This window comes from Halomicrococcus pelagicus (assembly GCF_050954125.1).
The window spans coordinates 1-14,034 of record NZ_JBPBWC010000019.1 but is presented as its reverse complement, the minus strand read 5'-3'; the positions used below and the strand labels follow the sequence as shown (position 1 = coordinate 14,034).

General features: G+C 61.6%; 15 protein-coding genes. 9 read left to right on the top strand and 6 right to left on the bottom strand.

The genetic code is table 11. From position 1 onward, the window contains the following. Nucleotides 1–5 precede the first annotated feature (5 nt). Nucleotides 6–1,403: an FAD-binding oxidoreductase gene (locus ACRYA2_RS22100; protein ID WP_433633123.1), complete on the top strand. Its 1,398-nt coding sequence runs from the start codon at nt 6–8 to the stop codon at nt 1,401–1,403. A gap of 463 nt (nt 1,404–1,866) precedes the next feature. Here the strand turns inward: ACRYA2_RS22100 and ACRYA2_RS22095 are convergent, their stop codons facing one another. Further along, nucleotides 1,867–2,778, bottom strand: coding sequence for a helix-turn-helix transcriptional regulator (locus ACRYA2_RS22095; RefSeq protein WP_433633121.1), 912 nt, complete (start codon nt 2,776–2,778; stop codon nt 1,867–1,869). A gap of 149 nt (nt 2,779–2,927) precedes the next feature. Here ACRYA2_RS22095 and ACRYA2_RS22090 point away from each other — a divergent pair, with 149 nt between their 5' ends. The 5 genes from ACRYA2_RS22090 (at nt 2,928) to ACRYA2_RS22070 (ending at nt 8,941) form a co-directional block, all read left to right on the top strand. Beyond that, the gene (locus tag ACRYA2_RS22090; protein ID WP_433633119.1) at nt 2,928–4,364 is read left to right on the top strand and encodes an FAD-binding oxidoreductase; all 1,437 of its coding nucleotides are present in this window, start codon (nt 2,928–2,930) and stop codon (nt 4,362–4,364) included. Then, nucleotides 4,357–4,653, top strand: a complete 297-nt coding sequence (locus ACRYA2_RS22085; RefSeq protein ID WP_433633117.1) for a DUF7512 family protein — start codon at nt 4,357–4,359, stop codon at nt 4,651–4,653. Before ACRYA2_RS22090 ends, ACRYA2_RS22085 begins: the two co-directional genes overlap by 8 nt. Then, nucleotides 4,650–5,630, top strand: a complete 981-nt coding sequence (locus tag ACRYA2_RS22080) for a sulfite exporter TauE/SafE family protein (protein ID WP_433633279.1) — start codon at nt 4,650–4,652, stop codon at nt 5,628–5,630. The genes ACRYA2_RS22085 and ACRYA2_RS22080 overlap by 4 nt, the downstream gene beginning before the upstream one ends. A 360-nt stretch (nt 5,631–5,990) precedes the next feature. Then, nucleotides 5,991–7,403 (top strand): FAD-binding oxidoreductase, encoded by a 1,413-nt coding sequence (locus ACRYA2_RS22075; protein WP_433633115.1) that lies wholly within the window; start codon nt 5,991–5,993, stop codon nt 7,401–7,403. Nucleotides 7,404–7,963: 560 nt separating this feature from the next. Beyond that, complete coding sequence (locus ACRYA2_RS22070; protein WP_433633113.1) at nt 7,964–8,941, top strand: alpha/beta fold hydrolase; 978 nt, start codon at nt 7,964–7,966, stop codon at nt 8,939–8,941. Nucleotides 8,942–9,130: 189 nt separating this feature from the next. Here the strand turns inward: ACRYA2_RS22070 and ACRYA2_RS22065 are convergent, their stop codons facing one another. Continuing rightward, nucleotides 9,131–9,460, bottom strand: coding sequence for a chorismate mutase (locus ACRYA2_RS22065; RefSeq protein WP_433633111.1), 330 nt, complete (start codon nt 9,458–9,460; stop codon nt 9,131–9,133). Beyond that, nucleotides 9,394–10,272 carry a shikimate kinase gene (locus ACRYA2_RS22060; RefSeq protein WP_433633109.1) on the bottom strand — a complete coding sequence of 293 codons (879 nt, stop codon included), beginning with the start codon at nt 10,270–10,272 and terminating at the stop codon, nt 9,394–9,396. The genes ACRYA2_RS22065 and ACRYA2_RS22060 overlap by 67 nt, the downstream gene beginning before the upstream one ends. 114 nt (nt 10,273–10,386) lie before the next feature. On the opposite strand from ACRYA2_RS22060, the gene ACRYA2_RS22055 reads away from it, so the two are divergent. Both ACRYA2_RS22055 and ACRYA2_RS22050 read left to right on the top strand, forming a co-directional pair. Continuing rightward, a complete protein-coding gene (locus ACRYA2_RS22055) occupies nt 10,387–10,845 on the top strand; it encodes a DUF5796 family protein (RefSeq protein WP_433633107.1) in 459 nt (152 codons plus the stop codon). After that, a complete protein-coding gene (locus ACRYA2_RS22050; protein WP_433633105.1) occupies nt 10,842–11,090 on the top strand; it encodes a DUF7508 domain-containing protein in 249 nt (82 codons plus the stop codon). Before ACRYA2_RS22055 ends, ACRYA2_RS22050 begins: the two co-directional genes overlap by 4 nt. A gap of 1 nt (nt 11,091) precedes the next feature. On the opposite strand, the gene ACRYA2_RS22045 is transcribed toward ACRYA2_RS22050, so the two are convergent. From ACRYA2_RS22045 to ACRYA2_RS22035, 3 genes are all read right to left on the bottom strand, one after another. Continuing rightward, nucleotides 11,092–11,226, bottom strand: a complete 135-nt coding sequence (locus ACRYA2_RS22045) for a DUF7128 family protein (RefSeq protein ID WP_433633103.1) — start codon at nt 11,224–11,226, stop codon at nt 11,092–11,094. Between the two features lie 80 nt (nt 11,227–11,306). Beyond that, on the bottom strand, nt 11,307–12,557 hold the full coding sequence (locus ACRYA2_RS22040; RefSeq protein WP_433633101.1) for a succinylglutamate desuccinylase/aspartoacylase family protein: 1,251 nt from the start codon (nt 12,555–12,557) through the stop codon (nt 11,307–11,309). Between the two features lie 376 nt (nt 12,558–12,933). After that, complete coding sequence (locus ACRYA2_RS22035; protein WP_433633099.1) at nt 12,934–13,713, bottom strand: rhodanese-like domain-containing protein; 780 nt, start codon at nt 13,711–13,713, stop codon at nt 12,934–12,936. Nucleotides 13,714–13,876: 163 nt separating this feature from the next. On the opposite strand from ACRYA2_RS22035, the gene ACRYA2_RS22030 reads away from it, so the two are divergent. Then, a partial coding sequence (locus ACRYA2_RS22030) for a squalene/phytoene synthase family protein (protein ID WP_433633277.1) occupies nt 13,877–14,034 on the top strand: 158 nt, incomplete at its 3' end.

Genomic DNA, 14,034 nt, shown 5'->3' with positions numbered 1-14,034 from the left:
CAGGTATGTCACTAGAAATACCCAAAATTACTGATGAAGCAGTCTCCGAATTTGCGGGGACACTCCGTGGCACCCTCATTGGGTCGGATGACGAGGGGTACGATGAGGCACGGTCGGTCTGGAACGGGATGATCGACAAACACCCTGCGCTCATCGTCCAGTGCGCTGGCACCGCAGACGTCATCAGCGCAGTAACGTTCGCAAAAGAGCGCGGTATCCCTATTTCGGTAAAAGGTGGCGGCCACAACATCGCTGGGAGGGCTGTCGAGGATGATGCCCTCATGATCGACCTCTCGCCGATGAATTCGGTTCGTGTCGATCCGGATGCGAAGACTGCCCGCGTCGAACCTGGCGTCGTACTCAACGAACTTGACTACGAGACCCAGGCGTTCGGCCTCGCCACGCCCGCGGGATACAATTCGACGACCGGTATCGCCGGTCTCACACTTGGCGGTGGGTGGGGGTGGCTCTCGCGGAAGCACGGATTGACCGTCGATAACCTCCTTTCGGCTGACGTCGTCACCGCTCAAGGCGAACTCGTCCACGCGAGTGAGGACGAAAACGAGGATCTCTTCTGGGGTCTCAGAGGCGGCGGCGGCAACTTCGGCATTGTCACGTCCTTCGAGTACCAACTGCACGAGGTCGGCCCGACGGTGCTGTCCGGGCCGATCGTTCATCCGTTCGACGATGCCGAAACGGTTCTTTCGGGATTCCGTGACTTCGCCGCAGACGCGCCCAACGATGCGACAGTCTGGTGTGTTATCCGACACGCGCCACCGCTTCCGTTCATCCCCGAGGAGTGGCATGGCCGGAGGGTCGTCATCCTGGCGACGTTCTACGCCGGCGAGATGGAGGACGGAGAGGAGGTGCTTCAGTCCGTGCGCGACATCGGCGACCCCATCGCTGACGCGGTCGGCCCGCACCCATACGCCGGCTGGCAACAGGCATTCGACGGGCTGGCTCCAGCCGGCAACCGGCACTACTGGAAGTCCCACAACTTCATAGAGCTCACCGACGAGATGATTGAGACCTTCGTGGAGTATGGAGAGACCATCCCTACCGAAGAGACGGAGATTGCCATTCCCCATCTCGGCGGAGCGATCAACGAGAAGCCGGTCGGCGAGACGGCCTACCCCCACCGTAACGCCGAATTCATCATGAATCTGCACACGCAGTGGACAGATCCCGACCAGGACGAGGAGTGTATCGCGTGGGCACGCGACATGCACGAGGCGATGGCTCCCCACGCGACCGGCGGCGTCTACGCCAACTTCGTTCCGGAGGAGGTCGGCGACCAGCAGGCCGCCTACCGTGAAAACTACGACCGGTTGGTCGAGGTCAAAAATAAGTGGGATTCGGAGAACCTGTTCCGGTTCAACCACAACGTCGAACCGACCAAATAACCGAGTCCTCGAATAACACGTTTTGGCCCGATGAGCATGCGACGTGTTGAGAGGTTCAAGTCGGACGGGGCGGAGATAAGCGGCTAGTTCTATTCGTCCGATTCGTCGCCGCTTCGGTCATTGAATGTGATGGTCAACGGCCTTGACGACGAACTGTAACATCATTCATCGACCGCAAACCCAAAGAGCAGCTACTGGAAAGAGAATCCGTGCCTCGACCAGCAGCAAACAGCCTGAGAAGCGCGTTTTCGGCTACCGTTTCTCCCGCTGCTCGGCCTTGTTCAGGTAGCTGAAATCCGTAACACATCTTCTTGGATTAAAGTCGCTTTCTGAGTTCGGAACTGCCGAAAGCGCGAGCTAGGGACGATAATACGGTGACGCATATAAACGGCTGACGATCACTACCATCGGAATTCGATCTCCTGCTCTTTAAATCGGTTTATACTGAACGTGACACGTGACATTAACGTGTAGGATCGGCTCGTTCGTCTAGCAGCTCTGAATCGTCCCGGACAGAGGTGTACACACGTTCGGCCCACTCGCGTGCAATCGGTTCGTCAGTATCGACGAACACCTGCATGATCCCCGTCGCCTCATCGTACCCTCCTATCCCGACACGTTCATCAAAAATTGCGAGCCCATACGGTAGAGTGCCGCGCGTTCGAAGTGCGAGATGCCCTCTCTTGATCGCCTTCTTGGCACGCTCGGGGTGCGTCTCGAAGAGCTTCCCGGCGATACTGGGTAAATAGATGATTTCCGTGTCGATGTCCTCGAACAGTCGTTGGTGGAACTCGCCCAGGGCGAGCGGCGCCATGTGGGTCGTGTTGAACCCTCGGAACGTCTCCGACTCCCGGACGAGTGCCATGAACCGCTCGACGGGGCGGTAGGGGTCGTTCGGTTCCGCGACGTTGATCGTCGAGTTCACGAACGGTTCGAGGACAAAATCACGATGGTCGTCACAGACTGCATCGAGGAGGGGCGTTAGGCTATGTGCGGTCCGTACGTTCGCCTCGAATCGGAGTATCTCCTCTGCAATGACCGCGCCGCGCCAGGTCAGCTGAAATCTCCCGTCGACCTTCTCGACGAATTCCTGCTCGTCGAGCCACTGTATGTAGCGGTGGCTCGTCGCTCGCGAGATGTCGAGTCGATCTTCGATCTCTCTGCGATCGAGCGGTTCCTTCAGGAGCGCTTCGAGGGCGGGACCGTGCCGGACGATGTCGCCAAGGAGCTCCGTGTCGACGCGGTCGCCTGCGGCCTCCAGACGCTCGCCGAGATAGCGGCGGTTCCGTTCGTTTTCCAGGATCGCCTCCAAGACCGGCGAGCCAGGTGGCGGACGGCCATCGTCATCCAATCGGTCGTTTTGGTCAGGTGCCATGAGGCTCACTCGCTAGACAGAGGGTGTCCCAGATAGTAACCCTATCTTGTACACACTCTGAACCCCGTCTCACCGCCTGAAACGGTACGCTCTCCAGCGAACGTTGCTCGATAGGTGAGGCCAACACCCGTGCCGTCGTTTAGTTTGTTATGCCACAACACGCCGTCCCTGACGAACAGATAGAACGGTTCGACGCCAAATTCCACGGTGACCTGATTCGCCCTGACGACACCGATTACGACGACGCGCGTGCGGTGTGGAATGGGATGATCGACAGGCGTCCGGCCCTGATTGCCCGATGTCGAGGCGTCGCTGACGTCATCAGCGCGGTGAAATTCGCGCGCGAGAAGGAGCTCTTGGTCGCGGTACGTGGTGGCAGCCACAACGTCGCCGGGAGTGCCGTCTGCGACGACGGGCTCGTCATCGACCTCTCCGAGATGCGGAGCGTGTGGGTAGACCCCGACGAGCGGACGGCGTGGGTCCAAGCCGGCGCCACGTGGGCAGGCGTCGATCACGAGACGCAGGCGTTCGGGCTGGTGACTCCTGGCGGCCTCGTCTCGGAGACGGGTGTTGCAGGGCTGACGCTCGGTGGCGGGTTCAGTCACCTCCGCTGCAAGTACGGCTTGACCTGTGACCACCTCGCGTCCGTAGATCTGGTCACGGCGGACGGCGAGTACCTGACCGCCAGTGAAGACGAGAACGCGGAGCTCTTCTGGGGGCTTCGCGGTGGCGGCGGCAACTTCGGCATCGTCACCGGCTTCGAGTTTGACCTCCACCCCGTCGGGCCCGAGGTGGCGATGTGTTTGATGTTCTATTCGAGGGATCGGATGGCCGAGTGTCTACGAGCCTACCGCGAATACGTCGCATCCGCACCCGAGGAAGTCAGCACGCTCACCATGTCGGGTGTGATGCCCGACGAGGAACTCTTCCCGGGGGACGCTGTGGACGAAACCAAGATAGCAATCGCGGGTTGTTATGCAGGATCGAAAGAGGACGGCGAGCGCGCGCTGATGCCCCTGCGGGAGTTCGACGAACCGATCGTGGACTTCAGCGGGGCAATGCCGTACGTGGAATTACAGCAGCTCTTCGACGAGGACTACTCCGACGGGATGCGCTACTACTGGAAGTCGCTGTATCTCGACGGCCTGTCGGAGTCCGCCATCGATCGCATCGCCTACTGGACCGATGTGGCTCCCTCGCCGCTGTCGACGGTCGACATCTGGCAGTTAGGTGGCGCGATCGAACGGGTTGACGCCGAGGACAGTGCGTTCGCGGGGCGGCACGCTCTCTTCCTGCTGGGCGTCGAAGCCAACTGGGAGCGTCCGGAGAACGACGATGCCAACGTCGAGTGGGTGCGCGACTGTCTCGACGATATGCGCCAGTTCTCGGACGGGTCGGTCTACCTGAACTTCCCGGGATTCCTCGAAGAAGGCGACGACATGATGCGGTCCACGTTCGGATCGACGTACGACCGACTGGTTTCACTGAAGGACGAGTACGATCCGAACAATTTCTTCAGTCTCAACCAGAACATCACACCGTCAGGGGCCGTGCAGACCGACGGAGGGGACCACGCCGATGAGTGAGTCAGAGAGCGAAAGGGTAGGAGCCCCGCGGCGACCGCCGACCGCCCGTATCGTGTTCGTGAGTACACTCGCGGTTTCGCTCGGCGTTCTACTGGCCGCTCCGGCGTTTCCAGTCATCCGCGATACGCTGACAGTACAGAGTGACACGGTGCAGGCATTGGCTATGGTCGGGGTCGTTCTCGGCGAGGCTATCGTGCTGTATGTCTGCTACGGCGCTCTCATAGCAATCGTCGAGCCATCGATTCGTGAGTTGGTTGGGGGTGACGTAACGTGGAACTCCTCGGAATGAGCCTCGTATCGATCACCATCTTCGTCGGATTCGGCCTGCTGGTCGGTGTTCTGTTCGGGTTCTTCGGGATGGGTGGGTCGTTCCTCGTCACGCCATCGCTGCTCGTGCTTGGCTACCCGGCTAAAGTGGCAGTTGGAAGCGGACTCGCCTTCGTGTTCGGAACGAGCGTTATCGGCGCGCTCAGACACCGTACTCACGGTCAGATCGACTACAGGCTCGTCGCGTTGCTGACGGTGGCTATGCCCGCAGGAATCGAAGTCGGGAGACGAGCAGTCGTGGTACTGGAAGAACTCGAGTCGACTGATCTCGTAATCGGCGTTGCGTACGTCGGCCTTCTCGCCCTCGTCGGACTGTACACCCTACGTGATGCACGCCATGAGAGCGGCGAATATCTCGGAAGAGATCTCGCCGATCGTATACAAACGATTGAATGTCCTCCGATGGTGTCGTTGACCAGTGACGCCAGGGTGTCGGTCTGGGTTATCCTAGCTATCGGTGGGGTTGTCGGAGCACTCTCCGGATTCCTTGGAGTCGGTGGCGGATTCCTGCTATTGCCTGCAATGATGTATGGGCTCGGCGTTCCCGCGGGAATCGCCGTCGGAACTGACATCCTTCAAATCACCGTGTCCGGTGCGTTCGGCGCGTTCGTCTACGCACGTACCGGCGCGGTTTCCCTCCCCGTTGTTGGTTCGCTACTCGTGGGAAGTGCGCTCGGCGCTCGCATCGGTGCAGGAGCATTGACGCTTGTCGACGAGGACGAGATCAAGGAATACTTCGCAACAATATTGCTCGCAGGGAGCCTCGCTGTGGCTCTGAATATGCTGAGTGCTCTACTTGGCGTTGAGGCGCTTCACACAGCAAGTATAGTTCTCATTTTTGGCGCGGCGATCGCAGTGAGTGCTGCAGTAGTAATTGCTGCCATCCGGCGCCTACGCGTCTCTGCGTCACGAACTCCGAATGCGTTGTACCCAGAGTAAGCAGAGGCCCTTCTTTCTCATGGCGCAGGCTCAACTGACACGGTACTAATCAAACGACGAAACCAAGCGCAGCCACCGGAAGAGTATTTAACCGATTAACCGGAGTTAGAGGCCCTGAACAGCAAAATTCGACTACCGATTACTCCTTTGTTCCATCTTGTTAAGGTATCTGAAATCCATCACGGATTCTCCTGAAATTTTGGGGAATCGGTCCAATTAAAACCCTTCTAATCCGGGAAGAGATGCCTTAAATACGTCGCACATATAAATGAATGACTGAATAACCGCGCGATAAGGGTATGGTGAGGTAACACGTAGCACAGGTATGGACACGCCGCTCGACGAGAGGTAGTTCATAGCATGCCAGAACCACAAATCGAAATAGACGAAGAAACCGTCCAAGGATTCGGCGCAGAGCTGCGAGGCGAAGTCCTTCGCCAAGGGGACGCGGGCTACGACGAAGCGCGCACTATTTGGAACGGGATGATCGATAAACGGCCAGCCCTCATTGCCCAGTGTGCGGGCGCCGCGGACGTGGTCACGGCAGTGAACTTCGCACGAGAGTACAACCTTGAAATCGCTGTGCGCGGCGGCGGCCACAACGTCGCCGGCACCGCCGTCTGCGACGACGGCATCGTTATCGACCTCTCAGCGATGCGGGCCGTGTGGGTCGACCCACGCGCGCGGACCGCCCGGGTACAGGGCGGTGCCCTGTGGAGTGACGTCGACCACGAGACCCAGGCCCACGGACTTGCGACCACGGGCGGCATCGTCAGTCACACCGGCGTTGCCGGGCTTACCCTCGGCGGCGGAATCGGCTGGCTGATGCGCAAGCACGGCCTCACCGTCGACAACCTGCTCTCCGCCGACGTGGTGACCGCCGATGGCGAGTTCGTCCGAGCCTCGGAAGACGAGCACTCGGACCTGTTTTGGGCGTTGCGGGGAGGTGGTGGAAACTTCGGGATCGTGACCTCCATTGAGTTCGCCCTCCACCCTGTCGGTCCCACTGTACTCGCCGGCCCCGTGTTCTGGCCAGCGGACGACACCGCCGACGTGCTGCGCTTCTACCGCGACTTCGTGCGGGATGCGCCCGACGAGCTGGGCACTGTCGTCAAGTTCGGGACCATCCCTCCTCTCCCGGTTGCCCCCGAGGAGCTTCACTGGCGACCCGCCGTGGCCATCAACGCCTGCTACGCGGGTCCGGTTGAGGAGGGTGAGAGCGTACTCCGACCGCTGCGCGAACACGGCACACCGCTTCTCGACTTGGTCTCTCCCGAGCCGTATGTGGCGCATCAGAGCGGGACCGACAGCACCGTTCTCCATGGATGGCACTACTACTGGAAGTCGACCGACTTGCCCGAACTGTCCGACGACCTAATCGACGTGTTCGTCAACCACGCCTTCTCGGCGGAATCACCCCGCTCGTACTCGGTGCTGTTCCATCTCGGCGGAGCGGTGAGCCGGGTCGATAATGACGCCACCGCCTACACCGATCAGAACGCGCCTCACAACATCAACATCAACGGCGTGTGGCGTCCCGAGGAGGCGGAGGAGTTCGCCGAGTCGGAGACCGCGTGGGTCCGTCGATTTTTGGACGCACTCGAACCGTATCGAGAGGGCGTCTACGTGAATTTCCTCGATGCCGATGACGGCACCCAACGGGTCCGTGAAGCCTACGGTGAGCACACCTACCGGCGGCTCGCCGAAATCAAGGCCGAATACGACCCCGACAACGTGTTTCACCTCAACCAGAACATCGAGCCTACAGGCTGACGGTTCTTGACCAAGCTGGCTCACAGCCTTTCGCACCCATACTGCGTTCCTTCAAGTGGCCGTTACAGAAGGGTTCACACACTCCGACGCGGTCCTGCGGTCGATGTCCGCGTAATTGACTTCTTTATGTTAAGTGTGGGAACATTAATCACCTGATTGGATACAGCACATGTTAGTTGTTAATGTGAATCACGTCAAGTATTCTGTGACGGACTCATATCAGTCACCAATTCACCGAGGAAGGAAAGCGCAACTGCCGGAAGAAAATCGTCGTGCTATATTCTACGTGCAGGCCTTCAGAATTCCGTTTTCGGCTACCGATTGCTCCTTTGTTCCACCTTGTTCAGGTAGCTGAAATCCGGCACGGTTTCGCCTGTATTTTTGTCTTCGATCGCTCTTAAAATCCTTAGGAACGGACAAAACAGCTCCTCTATTCCGGTCGATAAAAAACGGTGAGAGATATCGATTTCAGAAACATTCAATTGAACACTCAATTAGCCCTGCAAGCATTGGCATACGCTAGCTTATCACAATGAATATCGTAAGCTCCTAGGATACACATGAGTGAATCAGAAGATCAGTCAGAATCGGTCGGGGAGACACCGGATTCACCACCTACGACAACCGCTGAGACGGAGTTCGAGGCGGCCCAGCGGCACGTATTCGACGAGGCCGGGATCGGCGTCCAATCACGGTACGTGAACCTTGAGAGACCACGGTCTCGGCTGCACGTTTTCGAGGCGGGCGATCTCGACAGCGACGAGCCACCCGTAGTATTCATCCACGGCACCGGCGGGTTCGGGGCGTTCTTCGCTCCGCTCATGGCCCACCTCGATGACTTGCGGCTGATCGCTATCGATCGACCTGGCTGCGGTCTGAGCGACAAGTTCGTGTATACCACAGCAAACCACCGGCAAACGGTCGGTGACGTGCTCGCGGGTGTTCTTGACGACTTGGAAGTAGACCGAGCTGACATCGTTGGCAACTCAACGGGCGGGTACTGGAGCCTCGTGTTCGCGCTCACCCATCCGCAGCGAGTTCGCCGCGCAATCCCGATCGGTGGCGTTCCGACGTTCCCGGGAACGCGGCCACCGGTCCCGCTCAGATTGTTTACGGTGCCCGTGCTCAACCGACTGCTCGCGCGAGTCCAAAAACCGAGCGAGGAAAACGTCGTGAAGTTCATGGAGATGGCCGGTGAGGGCGAGACGATTCAGCGCTATCCCGCACTGATACGGGCGAAAGTCGCCCACGACCGCATCCCGCGGTCCGTTAACGAGCGGTTCGGCGAGTTCAAATCATTCCTGACGGTGCGAAGATGGCGTGCTGCGACGCGCCTCCGGGAGGCAGAGTTGCGCGATCTCCAGCATCCCACGATGTTCATCTGGGGCGAACAAGACTTCCTGGGGAGTCCGAATGACGTTCGCGAGAGCGTTGAGGTGATCCCGGATGCTCACCTCGTGGCGATGGACGCCGGACACGGCCCTTGGTTAGGGCAACCGGCGGAGTGTGCCCAACTCATCCGTGAGATGCGAACGTAGATCCGGACTTTGTCCCATACACCGCAGCAGTATCGGAGAATTGAGCGGTGACGTACGTCGAGGCGAGAGACTGAGACGGTGACCTGCAATGACGGTCCTCAGTACCCCAGCCACGACCGACCGAACAACTATCGGAAGAATATTTTCGGGCTAAACATGCGATATAGGCCTTGGTAGCCCTGTTTCTGACTACCGATTGCTCCTTTGTTCCACCTTGTTCAGTTCGATGAGCAGTCGGAAGATGGCCTTCACGAGATTCGCGTCCACGTCGAACTGCTCGGCGTTCTCGCCGGCGCGGTCCATCACCGCCTGCTCCTGGGACTCGTCGGTGGTCGGCAGGTCTCGCTCGTCTTTCACCGCCGCCACCGTGTCGGCGACGTAAGTGCGCCGAGCTATCAACTCGACTATCTCGCGGTCGATGCTCTCTATCTCCTCGCGGAGCTCCGCGAGGCTCATGTCCGTCGGGTCCCGTCTGTCTGTGTCGTCGTCAGCCACGTCGTTCCCTCCCGTTCGTTCCATTGTTCACGTACCTCCGATAGAGCGTCTCGTTCGCCGATAGCGACGAAGCTCGGTCCGGTCCCCGACAGCGAGACGCCCGCAGCGTCGGGGAGCGCCTCGACCAGCGGGTCCGCCGGGAACCCCAGCGCCGCGCAAAACGCGAAGCCGTTGACCGTCATCGCGCGCTCGAACTCGCCGTCGAGCGCGAGGTCCGCGACCAGGTCCGCGACGGGCGCGACGCGGCGACAGCGTTCGACGTCCGCGTCGGCGCTGTAGGCGCGCTCCGGCGGCGTCCAGACGAGCACGTCCCGGTCGAGTTCGTCGCGAGCGAGCAGTTCGTCCTCGCGGTTGTCGGTCACCGTGACGCCGCCGAGCATGCTCGCGCTCGCGTCGTCGAACGCGCCCGTGACGGTGACGCCGGCGTCGCGGGCCGCCCGCACACCGACGCGACAGGCGTCCTCGCGGTCGACGTCGTCTGCGACCCCGAGCGCATCCAGGGTCGCGAGCACCGTCGCGTTCGCGGCGGCGCTGGAACTCTTCAGCCCCGCCGCCATCGGCACCTCGCTGTCGGTCCGGACCGTGCCGCCGACGTCCGCTTCGTCGCCGTCGCGGTCGCCCCCTTGGCCGTACTCCGCCACCGCGAGTTCGGCACAGCGCTCGACCAGCGCCGTGTCGGCGTCCGGAGCACCGGCGACCTCGCCGCGGAACGCGCCGGAGTCGTCGAGGTCGACCTCGACGGTCGTGACGGCGTCGATGGCGAACGCGGACCCGACGCCGGTCGCGAGCGCGTTGAGCACCGTTCCCGCCGCGGGGGCCTCGGCCCGGCCGTGCATGCCTCGTGGTTCGCGGGGCCGCGTCTTCACGCTGGCGGTCGTGGCAACTCCGGTCGGTTCCCGGTGGGCGTTCGGAACGTGCCCCTTTAGTCGGCGGCGGCCGAACGTCCGGCCATGAGCGCCCGCAACGACGTCTCCCCGGACACCCTCGGCGTCGAACTCAGAGAGGACGGCATCGTCGTCGAGTACACCGACGGGCGAGAAGCGTTCTACAACGGAGTTCCCGAGAAGGTCGACGGCACCCTGCGAACCCAGCCCGGAAAGCTCGTCCAGGTGCTCGTCACCGACCCGACCGAGACGGAGGGCGTCCTGATGTACGTCAACGACCGCAACACCCACGACGACATCCTCGAGTCGACGGGCGTCGGCCGGGTGATGCTCGAACCGGGGGAGGAAGAAGAGCTGTTCCCCGGCGTGACCGTCCGCGCCGACGGGTACGCCGTCGAGGTCGAGGCCAACCCCGAGGTGGCCCGCGGCCGCGTCTTCGTCTTCGAGGAGGACGAGCGGGGCGAGCGCTCGTTCGAGTTCGTTCCCGAGGAGAGCGACGGAGCGGACGACCCCGTCGACGGATGAGTCTCCCGAAGCGGTGGCGGACGCTCAACCGCTCGACGGTCGGGCGAGCGCCCGAGCGCTGGGGGGTCTACGAACTCGGTGACGACGGCGAAATCCTGGCGGTCGAAGCGGGCGTCCTCCGCGACGAACTGAAGACGGCGCTGTCGTACAGCGACGCGACGCAGGTGCGCTGGGAGGCCTGCCAGTCGCGCGATCACGCCGAACGACTGGCCGACGAACACCGCGAACGCGCCGGCCTGAAGTGATTCACTGGATGTACGACGGGTCTTCGGCGTCGCAGTTCTGTTCGTGCTGGCTGGCGTCCTCCTGGTCGTCGAACAGGAGTCCGCACTCCTCGCACTGATACCAGATCATGTCGTCGCGCTCGGTCTCGGCCACCATATTGGAACCCTCGCCATCCGTGAACAAAGGCGTTTCTCCGGGACGGTGCGCCGTCGCTCTCCGGATCGGGGGCGGAGCCGTCAGAGAGCGAGCGCGAACTCGGCGGATCCAGTCTGTCCGTCGGCGAGTTCGTACTCGACCGTGACGGTCAGGTCCTCGCCGACCATGTCGACCGGCGCGCCGCCCGACTCGAACTGGTAGAGCGAGACGGTGGCGGACGACCCGGCGGAGAGGATGGCCTCGCGGTCCGCGCTATCGCTGAAGCCGTCGGCACTCAGGTCGATGGTCGCGGGAAGCGCCGTCCCACCGTTGATGTCCGTGAGACCGTCCTGGACGTCGGCGGTGACGTGGAGTTCGCTCGTCCACTGACCCTCCTCGTAGGAGTGGTCGGCGAGTTCGTCGACGGCGGCGTTAGCCGGCGCAACCTCGATATCGGTGATGGTCGCCTCCCGGTCCGCGTCGTTCGTCACGCCGAAGAGGAGGCCGGAGCGCTGGCCGTTGTCGTCCGCGGGCGCGTTCACGGCGGTCGCGTCGCCGTCGTAGCTCAGGTGGTTCGAGCTTTCGGTCACGCTCACCGTTTCGAGGAGGCCGAACCGGTACATGAACCGCTCGACGGCGGCCGTCGTGTACTTGGTCTGCCGGTCGAGCGACAGCTCTTCGGTCGTCTCGAAGATGATGGCGGGCGTGTCGAGCGTCGCACCCATCTTGTGTTTCAGCATGTCGCGGGAGCCGTCGTCGTTGTGGGTGTGCTCGCGGAAGTCGTACTCGTCGTCCAGCGAGTCGTCGACGACCTCGGCGTTCAGGTAGTCGCGGATGGCCTTCGAGTGGACACCGGCGTCGCCTGCGTCGGTTGCGAACAGCGCCTGGCCGACCCCGCCGTCGCCAGACTCGTACACGCCATAAGAGCTGTGGAGGTCCCAGAGGAAGTCGACGTCTTCCTGCAGAACCACGTCCCAGATGGCGTCCGCGAGCGGCGATTCCTCCTCCGTACCGTCCGGGAAGTGACGGTTCAGGTCGCCGTCCTCGTACTGCTGGGTCCCCGCCTCGATTGCGGGCTTGCACGCCTCCGGCAGGACGACGAGTTTCCCGGCGTCGATGTCCCACTTTCGAATCCTGTGTGCGGAGCGGTAGCCGTTCGTCTCGTCGCCGTGGACGCCTCCGGTCACCATCAGCGTCGGCCCGTCGTCTGCGGCCTCAGTGACGTACACAGTCGTCTCCTCGGCAGTCCCCACTCGAATCGTGTACGTCGACCGCGAGAGCCGTGCGGACGCCGGCCGCGAGGCCGACGCCACCATTCCCGCGCCCCCTATGGCGCACGCCCCGAGCTTCACGTACTCTCTCCGTCCTACATGTACTCCGTCTGTTTCCTTCTCCGAATTTCGGTTATCGTCGTATGTCATATATTTTCTCCAACCGGTTTGGATTTCTCCGCAGTTAGACACATCTACGTTCTGTCCGTATCTTTTCGGCTTCAAATGGGAATTTTTTATAAGCGCCTCCGATAGCATCTACCGGGATATGAGGAATCTATTACAGATATTTAATCTGTTACTATTTCGGAAAGATGGTGCCGGAGATCTGTCTATCGAGGGCAGGCCAGCACCCGACGCTCGTTCGTAGCGTACGCTCGGCGCTCGACGTCCGACGAGGATGCGAAGAAGAAAGAGACGGTCGGGACGGGGGGAGCAGAAGCGGCCGGTCCCCGGGTCAGCCCTCGACGACGCCGTTCGAGAGTTCTTCGAGGCTTCCCTCGACCGTGTATTCGGGCGTCTCGACGACGATGGTCGAGGACGGCGTCACCTCGTGGAACTTGAGATGCATGGTGTACGTGCCGTCATCCTGGATGTCGGTCGCCTCGTTCTGTCCGGAGTCGGGGTGGCGCGCCCACGCCGACTTGCCGGCGAACTCGTCGCTGGTGACGCCCTCGATGGCGTAGTTGTCCGGCGCTTTCTTCGTGTTCTGGCCGTTGATGGGGTAGCCGGACTCGTGCCACGCCCAGAACCCCTCGTCGATGACGAAGACGTTCTCGTACCCGCTGTTCATGAGCGCGGCCGCCCGGAGCGACGAGAGGTGGTGGGGACAGCCGCAGTAGCAGACGATGCGGTCGTCCTTCGACCAGTTTTTCACCGGGTCCTTGTCGAAGTTCGTGTCGATGCCCGGGGCAGGGCTGAGCACCGCGCCGGAGATGTGAGACGTTTCGTACTGCTTCGGGCCGCGCGCGTCGGCGAAGCGCGCCTCGCGTCGTTTGTACCACTTGATGGCGTCGTCGACCGGCAGCAGTGGCACGTTCCGGCCGTTCTGTTTCGTCGTCGCCAGCGACGAAACGTCGACCTGGGGGTCTTTCGCTCCGTTCACGGCCGACTTCGGCGGATAGCCGTCGGTGTTGCCGTCTTCCGGCATCGGATACGACCCGCTCCCACCGCTGAGGCAACCGCTCAGTCCGGCGAGCGAGACTGCCCCCGCCGAGAGAAAGGTACGTCGGTGCATGTTACACACTCGTAGTGACCCCGCGTCTATTAGCTTTATTATGCCGTTTTCGCGAACGATTGACACTTGGTAGGACGGTCGTCCAGCCGTCACCCCAACGGGTTGGGGGCCGTCTTTTTTCTGTCCGATGCGGTAGAATGCATCGTTCGCTGGACTGGTACACATGAAGGACGCTCACGTGCGAACGGGAAAGGCGATACAGCAGCGAACCGGGCGAACGTTCCACCTCGCGACGCGGCTGCTGCCGGAGCGAGTTCGCCACCCGACGTACGTGCTCTACGGGTTCTTCCGTGTTTGTGACGACGTGGTCGACCACCCGGG